Annotated in this window: 16 protein-coding genes and 1 pseudogene; 3 read left to right on the top strand and 14 right to left on the bottom strand. The window is 56.7% G+C overall.

Annotated elements, in window-relative coordinates:
- Window positions 1-201: 201 nt before the first annotated feature.
- The 4 genes from hemG to pepQ are packed head-to-tail and all read right to left on the bottom strand — an operon-like array spanning window position 202 to window position 4,174.
- Complete coding sequence (gene hemG, locus ACETPC_RS21715) at window positions 202-738, bottom strand: menaquinone-dependent protoporphyrinogen IX dehydrogenase (protein WP_380184542.1); 537 nt, start codon at window positions 736-738, stop codon at window positions 202-204.
- A 15-nt stretch (window positions 739-753) separates the two neighbouring features.
- Entirely contained in the window at window positions 754-2,205 is a 1,452-nt protein-coding gene (trkH, locus tag ACETPC_RS21710; protein WP_380184541.1) for a Trk system potassium transporter TrkH, read from the bottom strand.
- Between the two features lie 26 nt (window positions 2,206-2,231).
- The gene (locus tag ACETPC_RS21705) at window positions 2,232-2,843 is read right to left on the bottom strand and encodes an IMPACT family protein (RefSeq protein ID WP_380184540.1); all 612 of its coding nucleotides are present in this window, start codon (window positions 2,841-2,843) and stop codon (window positions 2,232-2,234) included.
- Window positions 2,843-4,174, bottom strand: a complete 1,332-nt coding sequence (gene pepQ, locus ACETPC_RS21700; RefSeq protein ID WP_380184545.1) for a Xaa-Pro dipeptidase — start codon at window positions 4,172-4,174, stop codon at window positions 2,843-2,845. Before pepQ ends, ACETPC_RS21705 begins: the two co-directional genes overlap by 1 nt.
- A 179-nt stretch (window positions 4,175-4,353) precedes the next feature.
- Here pepQ and fadB point away from each other — a divergent pair, with 179 nt between their 5' ends.
- On the top strand, window positions 4,354-6,537 hold the full coding sequence (fadB, locus tag ACETPC_RS21695; protein WP_380184539.1) for a fatty acid oxidation complex subunit alpha FadB: 2,184 nt from the start codon (window positions 4,354-4,356) through the stop codon (window positions 6,535-6,537).
- Window positions 6,538-6,547: 10 nt separating this feature from the next.
- Entirely contained in the window at window positions 6,548-7,711 is a 1,164-nt protein-coding gene (gene fadA / locus ACETPC_RS21690; protein ID WP_380184538.1) for an acetyl-CoA C-acyltransferase FadA, read from the top strand.
- Between the two features lie 38 nt (window positions 7,712-7,749).
- Here fadA and fre read toward each other — a convergent pair whose 3' ends face one another.
- Both fre and ubiD read right to left on the bottom strand, forming a co-directional pair.
- Window positions 7,750-8,451 carry an NAD(P)H-flavin reductase gene (fre, locus tag ACETPC_RS21685; protein WP_380184537.1) on the bottom strand — a complete coding sequence of 234 codons (702 nt, stop codon included), beginning with the start codon at window positions 8,449-8,451 and terminating at the stop codon, window positions 7,750-7,752.
- Between the two features lie 21 nt (window positions 8,452-8,472).
- Window positions 8,473-9,975 (bottom strand): 4-hydroxy-3-polyprenylbenzoate decarboxylase, encoded by a 1,503-nt coding sequence (gene ubiD, locus ACETPC_RS21680; RefSeq protein ID WP_380184536.1) that lies wholly within the window; start codon window positions 9,973-9,975, stop codon window positions 8,473-8,475.
- A 280-nt stretch (window positions 9,976-10,255) separates the two neighbouring features.
- Here ubiD and rfaH point away from each other — a divergent pair, with 280 nt between their 5' ends.
- Window positions 10,256-10,744: a transcription/translation regulatory transformer protein RfaH gene (rfaH, locus tag ACETPC_RS21675; protein ID WP_380184535.1), complete on the top strand. Its 489-nt coding sequence runs from the start codon at window positions 10,256-10,258 to the stop codon at window positions 10,742-10,744.
- 1 nt (window position 10,745) lies between these two features.
- On the opposite strand, the gene tatD is transcribed toward rfaH, so the two are convergent.
- From tatD to rmuC, 8 genes and pseudogenes are all read right to left on the bottom strand, one after another.
- Complete coding sequence (tatD, locus tag ACETPC_RS21670; RefSeq protein ID WP_380184534.1) at window positions 10,746-11,534, bottom strand: 3'-5' ssDNA/RNA exonuclease TatD; 789 nt, start codon at window positions 11,532-11,534, stop codon at window positions 10,746-10,748.
- Window positions 11,535-11,773: 239 nt separating this feature from the next.
- Complete coding sequence (tatC, locus tag ACETPC_RS21665) at window positions 11,774-12,523, bottom strand: Sec-independent protein translocase subunit TatC (protein ID WP_380184533.1); 750 nt, start codon at window positions 12,521-12,523, stop codon at window positions 11,774-11,776.
- Window positions 12,524-12,723: 200 nt separating this feature from the next.
- Window positions 12,724-13,254, bottom strand: a pseudogene (tatB, locus tag ACETPC_RS21660) (Sec-independent protein translocase protein TatB); the annotation flags it as partial.
- A gap of 3 nt (window positions 13,255-13,257) precedes the next feature.
- Window positions 13,258-13,503 carry a twin-arginine translocase subunit TatE gene (gene tatE / locus ACETPC_RS21655; RefSeq protein ID WP_380184532.1) on the bottom strand — a complete coding sequence of 82 codons (246 nt, stop codon included), beginning with the start codon at window positions 13,501-13,503 and terminating at the stop codon, window positions 13,258-13,260.
- Window positions 13,504-13,600: 97 nt separating this feature from the next.
- On the bottom strand, window positions 13,601-15,238 hold the full coding sequence (ubiB, locus tag ACETPC_RS21650; RefSeq protein WP_380184531.1) for a ubiquinone biosynthesis regulatory protein kinase UbiB: 1,638 nt from the start codon (window positions 15,236-15,238) through the stop codon (window positions 13,601-13,603).
- Window positions 15,235-15,840: an SCP2 domain-containing protein gene (locus tag ACETPC_RS21645; RefSeq protein WP_380184530.1), complete on the bottom strand. Its 606-nt coding sequence runs from the start codon at window positions 15,838-15,840 to the stop codon at window positions 15,235-15,237. The genes ubiB and ACETPC_RS21645 overlap by 4 nt, the downstream gene beginning before the upstream one ends.
- 12 nt (window positions 15,841-15,852) lie before the next feature.
- Window positions 15,853-16,608 carry a bifunctional demethylmenaquinone methyltransferase/2-methoxy-6-polyprenyl-1,4-benzoquinol methylase UbiE gene (gene ubiE, locus ACETPC_RS21640; protein WP_380184529.1) on the bottom strand — a complete coding sequence of 252 codons (756 nt, stop codon included), beginning with the start codon at window positions 16,606-16,608 and terminating at the stop codon, window positions 15,853-15,855.
- Between the two features lie 74 nt (window positions 16,609-16,682).
- Window positions 16,683-18,206 carry a DNA recombination protein RmuC gene (rmuC, locus tag ACETPC_RS21635; RefSeq protein WP_380184528.1) on the bottom strand — a complete coding sequence of 508 codons (1,524 nt, stop codon included), beginning with the start codon at window positions 18,204-18,206 and terminating at the stop codon, window positions 16,683-16,685.
- Window positions 18,207-18,351 lie beyond the last annotated feature (145 nt).

The following is an 18,351-nucleotide window of genomic DNA, read 5'->3' as shown; positions in this document are numbered from 1 at the left end:
AATACGCTTTCCTCCTTCAGAGTCAACTTCTTTTTCAGAAGTTTTTCTCCGGCGGTTCAGCTTCCTGAACCTCCTGAGCCGCTGGCCGTAAGCCGTTGTGCCGTCTCAGTGGTTGCGCATTATAGGGATGCGCCGCGGGAAGGCAAGCATAAAAACAAACTTTTTTGCCGTTCGCTGTAATTTCCAGCATAACGCCTGTTTTTACCTCTTTTTGCCGGTTAAATCGGCAAATTCGTGGGCAAAACGCGCCACTTCTTCCCAGTCGGTGTATTCCACTTCTTTAGTCGTATCGGTTTCGCCACCGGTCATGCGCATAATCAACTGGATCATAAAGCGATCGAAGAAGCCATAACGCGGATACCGCAGTGCGCCAGCGAATACGGCACAGCAATCTGGCTGCCACGGCGAGTTCAAAAGGAACTTGCGTGTATAGGCATTGGTTTGCGGCGTACGCTTTTCTGGTTTGCGCGCGGTAAGGTTTACCGAGAAGAAACCAGAAGCCCGCTTTTTGATTTCAGCCAGATGCTGCTTAACGAATTTATCCACCTTTGGGTGAAAGTGGCCGTAACGGATGGAAGCGCCAATCAGAACGCGATCGTACTGCTGCCATTCAATGTTTTCTGCATGCAGGATATTGAGCGTATCGCATTCCTGACGCGTTTTAAGCTGGTTAGCTATATAAGCTGCGATTTCGCGAGTCTGTCCATCGCGGCTGGAGTAAAGAATCAGTGCTTTCATAAGTTTCAACTTTTGTTATTCGCGCCAGAAGGTCGGCGTGAACAGAACCAACAGCGTGAAGACCTCAAGACGACCAAACAGCATCGTCAGAATCAAAATCCATTTCGCCGTATCATTCATAGTAGTGAAGTTATCCGCTACTACCCCTAAGCCAGGCCCCAGATTGTTCAGCGTTGCGGCTACGGCGGCAAAGGCCGAGAAGTCATCCACGCCCGTAGCGATAATGGCCAGCATGCTCAGCAGGAATACCAGCGCATAGGCGGAAAAAAAGCCCCATACCGCTTCAAGTATTCTTTCCGGCAGGGCTCGCTGGCCCAGTTTAATGGTATAGACCGCATTGGGATGCACCAGCCTCTTTAGCTCGCGGGAGCCCTGTTTGAACAGTAAAAGAATACGGATGACTTTCAGGCCGCCGCCGGTTGAACCCGCACAGCCGCCGATAAAAGCAGAGCAAAGCAGTAACACCGGCAGAAAGAGTGGCCAGCGCGCGATGCTGTCTGTCGTAAAGCCAGCCGTGGTCGCCATAGAGACAACCTGGAAAAAAGCCTGATTCAGCGTTTGCATACCGCTTTGGTATACGTTGTGCGCCCAAAGCACCACGGTACAAATGATTACCAGCGTAAACTGCACGCCAATAAACATACGGAATTCCGGGTCACGCCAGTAGACACGCAAATTGCGTCCGCTGAGCAATGTAAAGTGCAGGCCATAGTTACAGCCGGAGATCAGCAGGAAAATAGCGATAATGGTGTTAATGGTCGGACTATGAAAATAGCCAATGCTGGCATCGTGCGTAGAGAAGCCGCCGATAGCAATAGTAGAAAAGCTGTGGCCGATAGCGTCAAACAGCGGCATGCCTGCCAGCCAGAGCGCCAGCGCGCAGATCACCGTCAGCAGCACATAGATCAGCCAAAGCGTTTTCGCCGTTTCCGCGATCCTGGGCCGCATTTTATTATCTTTTAGCGGGCCGGGCATTTCTGCACGATAAAGCTGCATACCGCCAACGCCAAGGATAGGCAGAATAGCTACCGCCAGCACGATGATCCCCATACCGCCCAGCCACTGTAGCATTTGCCGGTAGAAGAGGATCGCTTTAGGCAGTGAATCCAGACCCACCAGCGTTGTTGCACCCGTGGTGGTCAGCCCGGAGAAAGATTCAAAGAACGCATCGGTAAATGAAAGATTAGGATGTTCGGCGAAAATAAAAGGCATCGCCCCGACGCTGCCCAGCACCGTCCAGAACAGCACCACAATCAAAAAACCTTCGCGCGGCTTCAGCTCGCTTTTCTGTTTGCGGTTCGGCCACCACAGCAGCGAACCGATTAGCAGCGCCATAAAGAAGGTTTGGGTAAAGGCCCGTCCAGCGCCGTCACGATAGATTAGCGCCACCAGGCCCGGCACAATCATGGTGCCCGAGAACAAAATGACCAGTAAACCCACGATGCGGGTAATGGCACGAAAATGCATGTGGCCTTTCCTTTGCTGACAGTATGTTAGTTGACCGGGGCCAGATGAAGCGCCCCTCTGCTGAAATCGGTGAGGTTGCGCGTAAAGCCTGCTACTTCCGCATGCGGCAAGGCCAGCGTCAGCGAGACGCACTGTAAAAATTCGCTGTGCAGCAGCTGCCCTTGAAAGCGGGCAAGCATTCTTTCTATTTCCGCCAGCTGCGCGTAGTCGCAGGAGAGAGTAAAGGTCAGCATCGGCACTTTTTGCAAGCGGGGCAGCGCCTTCAGCGCCTGCTGCACGCCGCCGCCGTAGGCCTTAACCAACCCGCCGGTGCCAAGCATAATGCCGCCGTAATAGCGCACCACCACAGCCGTTATCTCGCCGACGCCGCTGCCCATTAGCTGCGCCAGCATAGGTTTGCCTGCCGTGCCAGAAGGTTCGCCATCATCAGAAAACCCTAACTGTTGAGAATCGTCGGGCGCGCCCGCTACCCAGGCCCAGCAGTGATGCCTGGCGGCGGGATGGTCGCTTTTAACCTGCTGCAGAAAAGCACGCGCCGCTTCTACGCCATCAGTATGGGCTAACAGCGTAATGAAGCGGCTTTTTTTAATCTCCTCGCTGAAGCTGAAGGTTTCAGCGGGAATGTCATAAGCGTTCATCAGTCCAGTTTGAGATCCCTGGTCATGTTTTCCACGCCCTGCTCGCGGATTACCACATTGTCTTCAATACGGATACCGCCGTAAGGCTTCAGCGCTTCAATACGCGCCCAGTCAAAGTGCTGGCTGAATTTACCTTCGCGCCACGGTGCCAGCAGCGATTCGATAAAGTAGATGCCTGGCTCGATAGTCAGCACCATGCGCGGTTCCAGAATGCGGGTGCAGCGCAGGAAAGGATACTGCTGCGGCGGCGCCAGATGCGTGCCGTGCTCATCCTGCATAAACCCGGCAACATCGTGTACCTGCAAACCCAGCGGATGACCAACGCCATGCGGCATAAAGGGCCCGGTGAGGTTTTCCGCCACCATTGCTTCTTCGCTGATCCCTGTCACCAGCTGATGCTTCACCAGCAGTTTTGCCAGCCGCTGATGCATTTGCTGATGGTAATCGGTATAGCGCACTCCCGCTTTTAGCGTGGCGATCAGCGCCAGCTCTTCTGCGTTCATATCCTGAATCAGCTTCGCATAATCGCTGCCTGGATCGTACGCATAGCTGCGCGTCAGGTCTGCTGCATAGCCGTTGTATTCTGTTCCGGCATCAAGCAAGAAGCTGCGCGGCTGCTCAGGCGGCAGATGATCAAGCTTAGTGTAATGCAGTACGGCTGCATGCTCGTTCAGCGCTACGATATTGCCGTAAGGCACATCGATATCGCGGTGCCCGGTCGCGCTCAGGTAAGCAATATTGATATCGAACTCGCTCATGCCGGAGAGAAAGGCTTCTTTCGCTGCGCGATGGCCAACTACCGCCGTCTTTTGCGCTTCACGCAGACAATGCAGCTCATAGTCGGTTTTGTAAGAGCGATGGTAATGCAGGAAGTCGATAACTTCTTTTGGGTTTATGGCGGCCGCTTTAATGCCAAGCTGAACAGCGCGTTCCGGCACTGGCCCAATATAAGCGACGTTTTCCCGCTTCGCCGGCAGCAACTGGCCGATTTCGTCCGCTTTTTTTAGCGCGGTAATATCGATTTCGTCTGTCCAGAAGCTTTGCGGCAGTGGCTCGACGTTATGCCAGTAGTCTACCGGCGAGTAAAACCAGAGTTTCGGCTTATTAACGCCATCGACCCACAGCCAGCAATTAGGCACGTTTGTTACCGGCAGCCAGGCTTTGAACTGGGGATTTACCTTGAAAGGATAATCGTGGTCATCCAGGAAAACCGTCAGCAGCTCGCCAGAATGGATCAGCATCGCATCCAGCTTATAGCGGGCCAGCACCTGCTGCGCGCGCGCCTGTAGCGTTTTAAGGTGTTCCTGATAAAGGGCGCTCAACGACTCCATCACTTTGCCTCCGTTAATCACGTAATCAGCCGCATCTTAGCACGGCGGGTTGGTTTTGCCGCGCCTGTGATCTTGTTTGCAAATAAGCAAACCTCGGTTTGCAAATAATTAACATAAACTCCACACTCTCGATCATCTGGTATGACCAGATCCCTTTAGCGCGGCGGCAGGAGAGAAGAATGCTTTACCAAGGCGATACCCTGACTCTGGACTGGCTCGAAGATGGCATTGCCGAACTGGCCTTTGATGCGCCCGGTTCGGTCAATAAGCTGGATACGCAAACCGTTGCCAGCCTGGGCGAGGCGATAGCGGTGCTGGAGCAGCTTCCGCGGCTACAGGCGGTGCTGCTCAGCTCGCGCAAGCCCGCTTTTATCGTTGGTGCGGATATCACCGAATTTTTATCGTTGTTCGCCGCGCCTGAAGCGCAGCTGACGCAATGGCTTCATTACGCTAATGGCATCTTTAATCGGCTTGAGGATTTGCCTGTTCCCACGCTGTCCGCCATACAGGGTTACGCTTTGGGTGGCGGCTGCGAATGTATCCTGGCAACGGATTTCCGCATAGCCGCCCCTGATGCGCGGATTGGCCTGCCGGAAACAAAGCTGGGGATTATGCCGGGTTTTGGCGGTTCGGTGCGCCTGCCTCGACTGCTGGGCGCCGACAGCGCGCTGGAGATTATCGCTGCCGGAAAAGATGTGGATGCGCAAAAAGCGCTGGCGCTGGGCCTGGTGGATGCCGTGGTTGCCGCCGATAAGCTGCGCGAGGCGAGTATTGCCATCCTGCGCGAGGCCATCAGCGGCAAACAGCCGTGGCGTGAGCGTCGCCAGCCGAAGCTACAACCGCTGAAGCTCAGCAAGATTGAAACCATGATGAGTTTCACTACCGCCAAAGGCGTTGTACTGCAAACGGCAGGCAAGCACTATCCCGCGCCGTTAACAGCGGTCAAAACTATCGAAGTCGCCGCCTCGCTGGGCCGCGATGAAGCTTTGCAGCTTGAAACAAAGGCTTTTGTACCGCTGGCCCGTTCCGATGAGGCCCGCGCGCTGGTCGGCATTTTCCTCAACGATCAGGCTATCAAAGCGAAAGCGAAAAAGCTGGCGCGCGATGTGGCGACGCCGCAACAGGCTGGCGTGCTGGGCGCAGGCATTATGGGCGGCGGTATCGCTTATCAGGCGGCCAGCAAAGGCACGCCGATAGTGATGAAGGATATTAGTCCGGCTTCGCTGGAGCTGGGCATGCGCGAGGCGGCAGGTCTGCTGAATAAGCAGCTCGAACGCGGCAAAATTGACGGTATGCAGCTGGCGGCGACGCTTGGCGCTATCCGGCCCACCCTGAGCTATGAAGGTTTCGAACAGGCCGAAATAGTAGTCGAAGCCGTAGTGGAAAATCCTCAGGTCAAAGCGGCGGTACTCTCAGAGACGGAGCAGCATCTTGCTCAGGATGCTGTGCTGGCTTCCAACACTTCGACAATTCCCATCAGCCAGCTGGCTCGTGCGCTACAACGTCCGGAGAACTTTTGCGGTATGCACTTTTTTAACCCGGTGCACCGTATGCCGCTGGTTGAGGTGGTTCGCGGCGAGAAAACCTCCGACGGCACGCTGGCGAAGGTAGTGGCCTGGGCAAGCAAAATGGGCAAGACGCCGATTGTGGTTAATGACTGTCCCGGCTTTTTCGTTAACCGCGTGCTGTTTCCTTATTTTGCCGCTTTCAGTCTACTGCTGCGTGACGGCGCTGATTATCACCAGATCGATAAGGTGATGGAAAAGGCTTTCGGCTGGCCGATGGGCCCGGCGTGGCTGCTGGACGTGGTCGGCATAGATACGGCGCATCATGCGCAGAGCGTAATGGCCGACGGCTTTCCGGAAAGAATGAAGAAGGATTACCGCGACGCTATCGATGTGCTGTTTGAAGCGAAACGCTTTGGACAGAAAAACCAGGCGGGTTTCTATCGCTGGGAAAAGGACAGCAAAGGCAAACAGAAGAAAGTGGCCGATCCCGAAGTTAATAAGCTGTTGCAGAGCGTCTGCCAGCCGCAGCGGGCATTCAGCGATGGGGAGATTATCGCCCGCATGATGATTCCGATGGTGAATGAAGTAGCGCGCTGTCTGGAAGAGAACATTATCGCCACGCCCGCCGAAGCGGATATGGCGCTGGTTTACGGACTGGGCTTTCCACCGTTTCGCGGCGGCGTTTTTCGCTATCTGGATACGCAAGGCAGCGCCCGCTTTGTCGCCGATGCGGAAGCTTTTGCCGCCCTCGGCCCGCTTTATCAACTTCCCACCAGCCTGCTGGCAAAAGCGCAGCGCAATGAGAGCTGGTATCCCGAGGCGCAACCGGCTGCTAACGTCCTGAAAACGGCGTAAGGAGAGAGAGATGGAAAAAGTTGTCATTGTCGATGCCGTCCGCACGCCAATGGGCCGCTCCAAAGGCGGTGCCTTTCGCCATGTACGGGCCGAAGATTTATCAGCGCACCTGATGCGCTCGCTGCTAAGCCGCAATCCGGCGCTGGCGGCAGGAAGCCTGGACGATATTTACTGGGGTTGTGTGCAGCAGACGCTGGAACAAGGTTTTAATATTGCCCGCAATGCGGCTCTGCTGGCGGAAATCCCGCATCGCGTTCCTGCAACTACTGTTAACCGCCTGTGCGGCTCTTCCATGCAGGCGATGCACGATGCAGCACGCGCCATTATGGTTGGCGACGCCAGCGCCTGTCTGGTGGGCGGCGTGGAACATATGGGGCATGTGCCGATGAGCCACGGCGTCGATTTTCACCCTGGATTAGGCAAAACCGTGGCGAAAGCGGCTGGCATGATGGGTCTGACAGCCGAGATGCTGGCGCGGATGCATCATATCAGCCGGGAAATGCAGGACGAGTTCGCTGCCCGCTCGCATCAGCGCGCCTGGGCGGCAACCCAGGCCGGTCATTTCGCCACTGAAATCGTCGCCACCAGCGGCCATGATAGCGATGGCGTGTTAAAGCGCTACGATTTTGACGAGGTTATTCGGCCCGATACCACTGCGGCGGGTCTGGCAGCACTGAAACCTGCTTTCGATCCGGTTAACGGCACGGTAACAGCCGGTAGCTCCTCAGCGCTCTCCGACGGCGCAGCAGCCATGCTGCTGATGAGCGAATCGCGCGCCCGGGAATTGGGCCTGAAAGCGCGGGCGCGAATCAGGTCAATGGCCGTGGTCGGCTGCGGTCCGTCAATTATGGGTTTTGGGCCGGTTCCGGCTTCGCGGCTGGCGCTAAAAAAGGCGGGCCTTCATGTCGATGATATCGATCTGTTTGAAATGAACGAAGCTTTTGCCGCTCAGGTGTTGCCTTGTATTAAGGAGCTGGGACTGATGGATAAGCTGGACGATAAGGTCAACTTACACGGCGGCGCAATCGCGCTGGGCCATCCGCTGGGGTGTTCCGGCGCGCGCATCAGCGCTACGCTGCTGAACCTGATGGAGCGGCGCGATGCGCAGTTCGGTCTGGCAACCATGTGCATCGGTTTGGGCCAGGGCATCGCCACCGTATTCGAGAGAATATAACAGAGATTCCGGGGCAGCTTTCGCTGCCCCGGAGCGCTTCAGATAAAGGCGAAGGCGTCGCCAAACATCTGTTCCGCTTTCGCTCCGCGCTCCGCACAAAAGCGATCGCGCGCGATTTTCGCCATTTCAAAACGGCCAGCGATATAGATATCACGATCGGCCAGGCTGCTGTGGTCGTTCATCACTGCTGTCAGCACTGTGCCGCTGCGCCCCTGCCAGCCCGGTTCAGGCTGCTCTACTACCGGGATCACCTGCAGGTTAGGGTGCTTCACCGCCAGCGCTTCCAGCTCGGGCATATCATAAAGATGCCTGAGTTCGCGACCGCCCCAGTAAAGCTGAATATGGCGATCCGGCTGCTGCGCCAGCGCGGTCAGCAGAATTGAACGGGCATAGGAGAATCCTGTTCCGCCTGCGATCAGAATTAGCGGCCGCTCGCTCTCTTCGCGCAGCCATGCGTCGCCGTGTGGAATATCCACGGTGACCGTGCCCTGTTCCTGAATACGTTCCATTACCGCCATGGCATAAAGATTATGGTCGGAAGCGCCGATATGCAGCTCGATAATCTCTTTTTCCATCGGCGTGGAAGCCAGCGAGAACGGGCGCTTGTCGCGCTCGTCCATCACTACCATCAGATACTGACCGGCCCGGAAGCTGAAATCGGCTTCCGGCACCATGCGGACTCGGTAAACGGTATCGGTTATCGCCTCTACCGAGATCACTTTACAGCTTAACGTTGTCATGCATTCCCTCTGTCGGGTCGATTATTTGCCGGGCGCATTTTTGCGCGTGGGCGACTCACTGAAAATGCCTAATTCATCCCAGATCGCATCGATACGCGCCGTGACGGCGGGATCTTTACGGATTGGGCGGCCCCATTCGCGCTGGGTTTCCCCTGGCCATTTATTGGTGGCGTCCAGGCCCATTTTCGATCCCAATCCGGAAACCGGCGAGGCGAAATCCAGATAGTCGATGGGCGTGTTCTCTACCAGTACCGTGTCTCTGGCCGGATCCATGCGGGTGGTGATCGCCCAGATAACGTCGTTCCAGTCGCGTGCGTTAACGTCGTCGTCACAAACAATAACAAATTTAGTGTACATAAACTGGCGAAGGAATGACCAAACGCCCATCATGACCCGTTTGGCATGGCCTGCGTACTGCTTTTTCATGGTCACGACCGCCAGGCGATAGGAACATCCTTCCGGCGGCAGGTAGAAGTCGACGATTTCCGGAAACTGCTTTTGCAGGATCGGCACAAAGACTTCATTCAGCGCCACGCCCAGTACGGCAGGCTCATCCGGCGGACGGCCCGTGTAGGTGGAGTGGTAGATAGCGTCGCGCCGCTGCGTAATATGCGTAACGGTAAAGACCGGGAAGTTATCGATTTCATTATAGTAGCCGGTGTGGTCGCCATAAGGCCCTTCCGGCGCCAGCTCGCCCGCTTCGATATAGCCTTCCAGCACGATTTCCGCGCTGGCCGGTACTTCCAGATCGTTAGAGACGCACTTGACCACTTCTGTTTTGGTGCCGCGCAGCAGTCCGGCAAAGGCGTATTCAGAGAGCGTGTCGGGAACTGGCGTGACGGCACCAAGGATGGTGGCGGGATCGGCGCCCAGCGCTACAGAGACCGGGAAGCGCTCGCCGGGGTGCTGCTGCGACCACTCCTGAAAATCGAGCGCGCCGCCGCGATGCGACAGCCAGCGCATAATCAGCTTGTTTTTGCCGATGACCTGCTGGCGATAGATGCCGAGGTTTTGCCGCTCTTTATGCGGGCCGCGCGTGACCGTCAGGCCCCAGGTGATCAGCGGCGCAGCGTCTTCTGGCCAGCACTTCATTACCGGAATGCGGCGCAAGTCGACCTCTTCGCCCTGCCAGATCTGCTGCTGGCAAGGCGCGTCGCGCAGGCGCTTTGTAGGCATATTCAGCACCTGTTTCCACTGCGGCATTTTATCGAAAAAGTCGCGGAAGCCGCGCGGCGGTTCCGGCTCTTTCAGGAAAGCCAGCAGGCGGCCGACTTCGCGCAGCGCCTTAACATCCTCCTGGCCCATGCCCAGCGCAACGCGATCCGGCGTGCCGAAAAGGTTGCAGAGTACCGGCATGCTGTAGCCTTTGGGGTTTTCAAACAGCAGCGCTGGCCCGCCGGCCCGCAGGGTGCGATCGGCAATTTCGGTCATTTCAAGATCGGGATCGATCTCTTGCGTAATGCGTTTTAATTCCCCGCGCTGTTCCAGCAGGGAAAGGAAGTCGCGTAGATCGTGATATTTCATGACTTCTCATCAATACGGTCAGTGAATCGGCCATTATAGGGAGGATTAAAGCGTCGTGCTTAGTTTTTCGCGGCAGGATGTCGCGCCGATCCCGGCGCGCGCGCAGAAAATTTTCACTACCGGGAGCAACCGATCCGCTTATTACTAAAGTAATTAACCTTCCCGCCCGATTGCCCGCTGCCGCCGGGGGCGATTTCAGGCGCTATGCTGCCCGGATGTTGCTATAACTCTTACGCTATTTTTGCTATTCTTAGCGACCCTGTAATAGCAAAGTGACGTTATGGAATCCTGGTATTTACTTTATTGCAAACGTGGACAGCTTAGCCGCGCTAAAGAGCATCTTGAGCGCCAGGCAGTGCATTGTCTTAGCCCCATGATTGCCTTAGAGAAACTGGTGCGCGGCAAGCGTACCCAGGTAAATGAGCCGCTGTTTCCGAACTATCTGTTTGTCGAGTTCGATCCGGAAGCGATTCATACCACGACCATCAGCGCGACGCGCGGCGTCAGCCATTTTGTGCGCTTCGGCAGCCTGCCCGCTACCGTTCCCACGGACGTGATCGAGGCGTTGCAGTCGCAAACCACGGTAACGCTGCCCGACCCGGAGCTACCGCAGCCCGGCGACCGGGTGCTGATTACCGACGGGGCCTTTGAAGGGCTGAAGGCAATTTTTACCGAGCCGGACGGCGAGGCACGCTCCATGCTGCTGCTAAATTTGCTGAATAAGCAGATCGTTCGCAGCCTGGATAACCGGCAGTTTCAAAAGCTCTGAGCTACTGCCCGGCCAGCCGGAAAAGCGCGCGAGCGTTACGATCACACTGCTGCCCCAACGCGGATGCTTCTTCGCCGCGCAGCATAGCTACCTGCTCTACTATATGCGGTAAAAAGCAGGGTTCATTACGACGCGATGCCGGACGAGGACGCATATCGCGCGGCAGCAAATAAGGCGCGTCCGTTTCCAGCAGCAGCCGTTCCGCTGGAATAAGCGGCATCAATTCGCGCAGCTCCAGCCCACGGCGTTCATCACACACCCAACCCGTAATCCCTACATACAGACCAGCGTTTACACAGGCTTCCAGCTCTGTTCTGGTGCCGGTAAAACAGTGGACGACCGCGCCGGGCAGTTTCGGCAGCCAGGGCTTCAGAATAGCAAGGAAGCGATCGTGCGCTTCGCGGCAGTGAAGGAAAACAGGCAGGTTTAAATCGGCGGCCAGCTCAAGCTGGGCGTTGAAGGCATAAGCCTGCTGCTCAGGCCCGCAAATATTGCGGTTAAAATCCAGCCCGCACTCGCCAATCGCCACTACTTCCGGGCTTTCCGCCAGTCTTCTTAATGTGGCCGCCGTCTCCGCCGACCATTCGCTGGCGTGATGCGGATGTACGCCAGCGGTAGACCAGCAGTAGTCCGGCTGACGCTTCGCCAGGCTCTGCGCCTGCTGGCTCTCCAGCGCGTTGGTGCCGGTAATCAGAATGCCGGTAACGCCCGCTTCGGCGGCGCGCTTAACGACCTTATCGCGATCTTTGGCGAACTGCGTGCTGGTCAGGTTGACCCCAATATCAAACATAGCTTGTTCCAAACAGTAACCGCCCTTACGGGCGGTTGAGGTTGATGACAAAGTAGGCAGGTGCCGGCTCAGGAGGGCCTGTGTCTTCCGCAAAGACGCAAAAAGCGCCATCCGTGGCAGCTCAGTACGGGCCGTCCATGGCCCGTAGTGCGCCACAGGCCCTCCATCGCTTCACGTTTGTCAGCAGTCTGTAACCGCCCTTACGGGCGGTTATTTATAATGTATGCAGGCTTCGGCGGCTATTCTGTTTCCTCGTCGCTCTCTTCACGACGTAACCCGGTATAGAAGCGGGAGAAGAAAACGCCCACTTCAAACAGGCAGTACATCGGGATAGCCAGCAGCGTTTGCGAAAGCACATCCGGCGGCGTTAACAGCATGCCGACCACAAAGGCACCTACCAGAACATAAGGCCGCTTTTTCTTTAGTTCTTCCGGCGTGGTTACGCCGGTCCAGCATAGCAGTACGATGGCGACAGGCACCTCAAAGGAAACGCCAAATGCCATAAACAATGCCATCACGAAATCGAGATAGTTGTTGATATCGGTGGCGATCTGTACCCCATGCGGCGCGGTTTGCGCGAAGAAACCGAAGGCCAACGGAAAGACAATAAAGTAGGCGAAAGCCATCCCTATGTAGAATAGGAATGAACTGGAAATCAGCAGCGGCACCACCAGCCGGCGCTCGTGGCGATAGAGCGCAGGCGCGATAAAGGCCCAAATCTGATAGAGGATCACCGGCACCGCAATAAATATCGAGACAATCATGGTCAGCTTGATCGGCGCGAAGAAAGGCGAGGCCACATCGGTCGCGATCATGCTGGCGCCTGCCGGCATCTGTTTAATCAGCGGCGCGGAGACCAGCTGATAGATGTCGTTAGAGAAATAAGCCAGGCAAAGAAAGATCGCGACTATGGCAATAATGCAGTTGAGCAGGCGCTTACGAAGCTCTATCAGATGACTGATAAGCGGTTGGGTATCTTCAACAGCCATGTTTAGCGTTCTTCCGGTGGCGTGGTGGATACGGGCGCGCGGCTGGAGAGCGGCGGCAGTTCATCTGTAGCGGCAGGCTTTTTCTGCACGGGCGCGGCGGCGGGCGTGACGCCTTCCGGCGCGGCAGTAGTGCCGACCTCATAAGGCGCGCTGGCTGCTGCTGGTGGCTCATTGGCCTCGGCAACGGCTGACGACGGCGTGCTGGCGGCAGAGGAGACATGCACGACCGGCGCGCTGCTGGCAGCAGATGGCTGGGCGACCGATACATCCGCAGTCGAAGTCTGGGCAGCAGAAGAGGCGCTGTCGGCCACGGGCGCTTGCGCTGGCGCGCTAGCCTTGTGGTCGGCCGCCGCTGGCGTTGCGCCTTCATGAGACTCGGCATTCTTCACCAGCGGATTATGGATGGTGTTGGCCTCGTCATCCGCCTTTTCGTTTTCGCCCAGGTAAGAGCGCTTCATCGACTCTGCCGACTGCTTCAGCTCTTCCATTGACGCCTTGAGCTCCGGCGTCAAATGCTCGCGACTGGCCTCTTCCACTTTTTTCAGGCTGTCCTGCAGCTCCTGTAGCTTCAGCTCCTGCGCCAGCTCGTTTTGCACGTTAGCGGCCAGCGAGCGCAGCGCGCGGATCCAGCCGACCACGGTTTTCACCGCTACCGGCAAACGCTGTGGGCCCAACACTACCAGCCCGATGACAAACACCAGGATCAGTTCACTAAAACCTATGTCGAACACGGCTTACACCTTGTCGTTCTTGATGTCTTCTTTTTTCGCTTCCGCGTGCTGTTTATCGGCCAGCGTGGCTTTAAAATCAGCATCATCGGCGTGGGTTTTCGGCTTTTCTTCCTCGTCGCTCATGGCCTTTTTAAAGCCTTTGATCGAGGAGCCCAGGTCAGAGCCGAGACCACGTAATTTTTTCGTGCCGAACAGCAGCACTACGATTACGGCAATAATTAACAACTGCGTGATACTGATACCGCCCATATTTTTGCCTCTGAGATCAGTTAATGCGAATTTCGCAGTATATACCGGGCTGAGGGCGCGTCACGCCTCTTCAGCCGCTCTTTACCTTTTATGACGATCAGTCGGTTTTACGCCAGCCAACCAGCCAGCTTACCAGACCACCGGCTATCATTACGGCCGACAGGAAATCCCACTGCGGGCGAGTCAGCAATATGGCCGTCCCGCTTAGCAGCAGCGTGGCACCCACGCCAAACAGGTAGTGGGACTGATGATGACGAACGCGATCGTTTCTCAAGTCGTGCGTGAGTTTCTCTACGCTGTGTTTCAGGTGCTTGTGATGCTTAAGGCTTTCGTAAAACAGTTCCGGCAGCTCCGGCAGTTTTTCCGCCCAGAACGGCGCTTTGTCTTTTAGACCGCGGATAATAGCCGGAATGCCAATCTGGTCTTTAATCCAGTCTTCCAGGAACGGCTTGGCGGTTTTCCACAGATCGAGCTGCGGATAGAGCTGCCTGCCAACGCCTTCCACATAAAGCAGCGTTTTTTGCAGCAGCACCAGCTGCGGCTGTACTTCCATGTTGAAGCGACGCGCGGTGTTAAAGAGGTTTAACAATACGTGACCGAATGAGATCTCCGCCAGCGGCTTTTCAAAGATTGGCTCGCAGACGGTGCGGATAGCAAATTCGAAATCTTCAACGTTGGTGTCCGGCGGTACCCAACCGGAATCCACATGCAGCTCGGCAACCTTGCGGTAATCGCGATTAAAGAAGGCGATAAAGTTTTCCGCCAGGTAGCGTTTATCCTCTTTGTTCAGCGAGCCGACGATGCCGCAGTCGATGCCAATATACTGTGGATCTTCAGGATGGTCATAGCTGACGAAAATATTGCCCGGATGCATATCGGCATGGAAAAAGCTGTCGCGGAAGACCTGGGTAAAGAAAACCTGTACGCCGCGCTCGGCCAGCAGCTTCATGTTGACGCCGCGCTGTTCAAGCTGCGCGACATCGGAGATAGGAATGCCATAAATGCGTTCCATTACCAGCATGGTTTCGCTGCAGTAGTCGGAATAGATTTCCGGCACGTAAAGCATCTTGCTGTCGTCGAAGTTACGGCGCAGCTGGATGGCGTTAGCCGCTTCGCGCAGCAGGTTCAGCTCGTCAATCAGGGTTTTTTCGTAGTCGGCTACCACTTCCTGCGGGCGCAGACGGCGACCGTCTGGCAACAGGCGCGGCACCCAGGCCGCCATGCGGTTGATCAGTTTCATATCCGCTTTGATCACCGGCAGAATGTCCGGACGAATAACCTTGATCACCACTTCCTTGCCGTTTTCTTTCAGCGTGGCGGTATGCACCTGCGCGATGGAAGCAGAGGCGAGCGGCTTAATTTCAAAGTCATCGAACAGCGTTTCGACTTTGCAGCCAAGCGACAGCTCGATCTGCTTTTTCGCCTGTACGCCATCAAAAGGGGCGACTTTATCCTGCAGCATTGCCAACTGGTCGGCGATATGCGGCGGAAAAAGGTCACGGCGCGTGGACATCATCTGGCCGAATTTGATCCATACCGGGCCGAGCTGCTCCATCGCCAGACGGATACGCTCGCCAAGCTGGCGCTCCTGGTGCAGATTAGGCATCCAGAACAGCGTCCGGCGCCACAGGCGCAGCGGCAGCGCCAGCCGCGTTTTCGGGATTAGCTCATCAAGACCGTAGCTCAGGAAGACACGGATAATAAAATAGAGACGTCGTAATTCTCCGAGGGTCATTTGCCCTCCAGTTGTTTAAGGCGGGTTTCCAGCGCGGCCAACTCACGGGCGGCAGCGTCGACTTCTTCGGCAAACCAGGCCAGTTCCAGGCCGCCGGGCGCCAGCCGCCACTCTTCCGTCAGCGCCTGGCTCAGATAACTTTGCTTGCGGTCAAGGTTGCCGCGCACAAACTGCAGGCCACGTTTAGCTGCCTGGCTGAGCCCCTGCGCGGCGATATCGCCAATCCAGGGCGCCAGGTATTCGGCGGGATCCAGCTCGGCGAGGTCGATCAGCGCGGAAAACTGCTGAACCACCTGCAGATCGCCTTCAACCTCCAGCTCGCCGCTGCGGATTAGCGTGGTTAACTGCTGCCGATCGCGCAGCTTACGTAACGTAGCCAGGCGGGTCTTCACTTTGCAGTCCGGCGTATCGCTCCAGTCGCCCAGCACGTCAACCTGACGCTCGCTGAAGATAAAAATCAGCGGCTTGTTTAGCTCGGCCAGCTCGATAGCCAGGCTTCTGCCGTTAAGACGCTGACGCGCCGCTTTCAGGCCGCGATCGCGATATAAAATCTGATTGAGCGCTGTTTCCAGCCCTGCGGTTAACAGCGGCGTTATGGTCATTCGCTATCCTGTTTAAAACTTGAATCCACGGTGCAGCGCGACAATGCCACCGGTAAGATTGTGGTAAGTAGTGTTCTCAAAGCCGACATCGTCCATCATTTGCTTTAGCGTATCCTGGTCCGGATGCATGCGGATCGATTCGGCCAGGTAGCGATAGCTGCCGGCATCTTTCGCCACCAGCTCGCCGATACGCGGCAGCACGTGGAAAGAGTAGGTGTCGTAGGCTTTGCTCAGCGGCTCCAGCACCGGTTTAGAAAACTCCAGCACCAGCAGGCGTCCACCTGGTTTAAGCACGCGAAACATCGAGGCCAGCGCTTTTTCTTTTTCGGTGACGTTGCGCAGACCGAAGGCGATGGTGATGCAGTCGAAGTGGTTGTCCGGGAAGGGCAGCGCTTCGGCATTGGCCTGCACATAGCTGACGTTGCCGATGATGCCGTTGTTGCGCAGCTTTTCACGGCCGACTTTCAGCATGGAGCTGTTGATATCCGCCAGCACTACTTCGCCGGTTTCGCCGACAAGACGGGAAAATTTCGCGGTCAGGTCGCCGGTTCCGCCGGCCAAATCCAGCACGCGCTGCCCGCGACGCACGCCGCTGCAGTCGATGGTAAAGCGCTTCCAGACGCGGTGGATGCCGAACGACATCAGATCGTTCATCAGGTCATATTTGGCCGCAACGGAATGGAAAACGTCGGCCACCATTTCAGCCTTGTCGCTTTTCGCTACCGTCTGAAAGCCGAAGTGCGTGGTATCCTTTGATTCATCTGCCATTTGTTTTGCCTGCTCTGCAATCAGTTATCTGCCAAGTGTATCAGAGTCCCGCAGGCCAGGCACTGCCTTGCAGGTTATTCGTTGACGCGGGCTGCGCCTGCCTGCGTAGCCAGGTACTCAGGCTCGTCGTCTTCATCCTCTTCCTGCTCGTGCGCATCCGGCATCGCCTGTTCCACCAGCCGGGGATTGACCGGCCGCTTAACGGCAACACCCAACTGCCGAAAGCTTTCCGTCTGGGCTATCAGGTTGCCCCGCCCTTCCGCCAGCTTTTTCATTGCCTGCCGGTAGCTTTCCGTGGCCCGGTCGAGGTTTTGCCCCATCGCCGACATGTCATCGACGAACAGGCGCATTTTATCGTAGAGCTTAGCCGCTCTGTCGGCGATACGCTGGGCATTGCGGCTTTGATGCTCATAGCGCCACAGATTATTGATGGTGCGCAGCGCCACCAGCAGCGTGGTCGGGCTGACCAGCATGATGTTCTGGCTTAAGGCTTCGTTAATCAGCTCCGGCTGGCGATCGATCGCCACCAGGAACGCTGGCTCGACCGGAATGAACATCAGCACATAATCCAGCGAGCGCAGGCCGGGTAACTGCTGATAATCTTTGCGGCTTAGCAGGCGGATATGGCTGCGGATAGCGGCGACGTGTTCGCCGAGCGCCGTTTCTCGCGTGACCTCGTCCTCGCCGTTGAAGTAGCGTTCGTAGGCGACCAGCGTCATTTTCGCATCAATGACAACATCCTTGCCCTGCGGCAGCCGCACAATTACGTCTGGCTGCATGCGGGCGTTATGCTCCAGCTGTATATTGACCTGGGTTTGGTATTCGTGGCCTTCACGCAGGCCAGATGCCTCTAACACGCGGCTAAGCACGACTTCGCCCCAGTTGCCCTGCATTTTATTGTCGCCCTTTAGCGCTTTGGTGAGGTTGATTGCCTCCTGCGCCATGCGGGCGTTGAGCTGCTGCAGGTTGCGAATTTCATGCGACAGCGTATGGCGTTCGCGCGCTTCCTGGCCGAAACCATCCTGCACCTGACGGCGAAAACCCTCCAGCTGTTCGCGCAGCGGCGACAGCAGCCCGTCCAGGCTTTGGCGGTTCTGTTCATCCACGCGGCGGTTGCTGTGCTCGAAAATACGGTTGGCGAGCTGTTCGAACTGCGAGTTCAGCCGCTGCTCGCTGTTGACCAGCAGACGCTGTTTCTCTTCCGCCGCCATTCTGCTTTCTTCAAGGCGAATGGTGACTTCGCGCAGCTCTGCTTCCTGGGCGCTGTTGATTTCCAACTGCGCGCGCACTTCCCGGGATAGCTGTTCGGCTTCGCCTCGCCAGTGGTCGAGCTGGCTGAGCTTTTCCTGCGCTGCCGCGAGGGCGCCGTGCAGCTGACGCAGCTCCAGCTCCTGCTGTTTTTGCGCCTGCTGCTGCTGGCTATGCTGCTGCGTGAGACGATCGCGCTCCTGCTTTAGCTGGTCGGCGGCCTGCTGTTGCAGCCTGCGTTCTGTCTCCTGCCGGGCGGCGCGCTGCTGGCCCTGATACCAGGCGATCAGCCAGCCAAGCAGTATGCCCGCCAGGCCTGAACCAATGCCGTAACCGATTGTTGCATCCACGCGCTTCCCCCCACACAAGCTTCTCTGGCAGAAAAGGTAAGGGCAGCCTGCGGCAATGTCGAGTTAAAAAGCACGATGTAACGGCGTCGGTGGGGTTTTCATCAGAATGCCGGAGACGGCTCGCAAAAGTGGTTACTGGTGGCCT

The sequence above is a fragment of the Pantoea sp. sgz302252 genome, assembly GCF_042610525.1.
Taxonomy (GTDB): Bacteria; Pseudomonadota; Gammaproteobacteria; order Enterobacterales; family Enterobacteriaceae; genus Erwinia.
This window is presented reverse-complemented; position numbering and strand designations above follow the sequence as displayed.

Bases quoted from the DNA above. Each gene is read 5' to 3' on its own strand.
- fadB (WP_380184539.1), top strand. From the start codon at position 4,354: ATGCTTTACCAAGGCGATACCCTGACTCTGGACTGGCTCGAAGATGGC.
- fre (WP_380184537.1), bottom strand. From the start codon at position 8,451: ATGACAACGTTAAGCTGTAAAGTGATCTCGGTAGAGGCGATAACCGAT.
- fadA (WP_380184538.1), top strand. From the start codon at position 6,548: ATGGAAAAAGTTGTCATTGTCGATGCCGTCCGCACGCCAATGGGCCGC.
- tatD (WP_380184534.1), bottom strand. From the start codon at position 11,534: ATGTTTGATATTGGGGTCAACCTGACCAGCACGCAGTTCGCCAAAGAT.
- hemG (WP_380184542.1), bottom strand. From the start codon at position 738: ATGAAAGCACTGATTCTTTACTCCAGCCGCGATGGACAGACTCGCGAA.
- tatE (WP_380184532.1), bottom strand. From the start codon at position 13,503: ATGGGCGGTATCAGTATCACGCAGTTGTTAATTATTGCCGTAATCGTA.
- trkH (WP_380184541.1), bottom strand. From the start codon at position 2,205: ATGCATTTTCGTGCCATTACCCGCATCGTGGGTTTACTGGTCATTTTG.
- ACETPC_RS21645 (WP_380184530.1), bottom strand. From the start codon at position 15,840: ATGACCATAACGCCGCTGTTAACCGCAGGGCTGGAAACAGCGCTCAAT.
- tatC (WP_380184533.1), bottom strand. From the start codon at position 12,523: ATGGCTGTTGAAGATACCCAACCGCTTATCAGTCATCTGATAGAGCTT.
- ACETPC_RS21705 (WP_380184540.1), bottom strand. From the start codon at position 2,843: ATGAACGCTTATGACATTCCCGCTGAAACCTTCAGCTTCAGCGAGGAG.
- pepQ (WP_380184545.1), bottom strand. From the start codon at position 4,174: ATGGAGTCGTTGAGCGCCCTTTATCAGGAACACCTTAAAACGCTACAG.
- ubiD (WP_380184536.1), bottom strand. From the start codon at position 9,975: ATGAAATATCACGATCTACGCGACTTCCTTTCCCTGCTGGAACAGCGC.
- ubiB (WP_380184531.1), bottom strand. From the start codon at position 15,238: ATGACCCTCGGAGAATTACGACGTCTCTATTTTATTATCCGTGTCTTC.
- rfaH (WP_380184535.1), top strand. From the start codon at position 10,256: ATGGAATCCTGGTATTTACTTTATTGCAAACGTGGACAGCTTAGCCGC.
- ubiE (WP_380184529.1), bottom strand. From the start codon at position 16,608: ATGGCAGATGAATCAAAGGATACCACGCACTTCGGCTTTCAGACGGTA.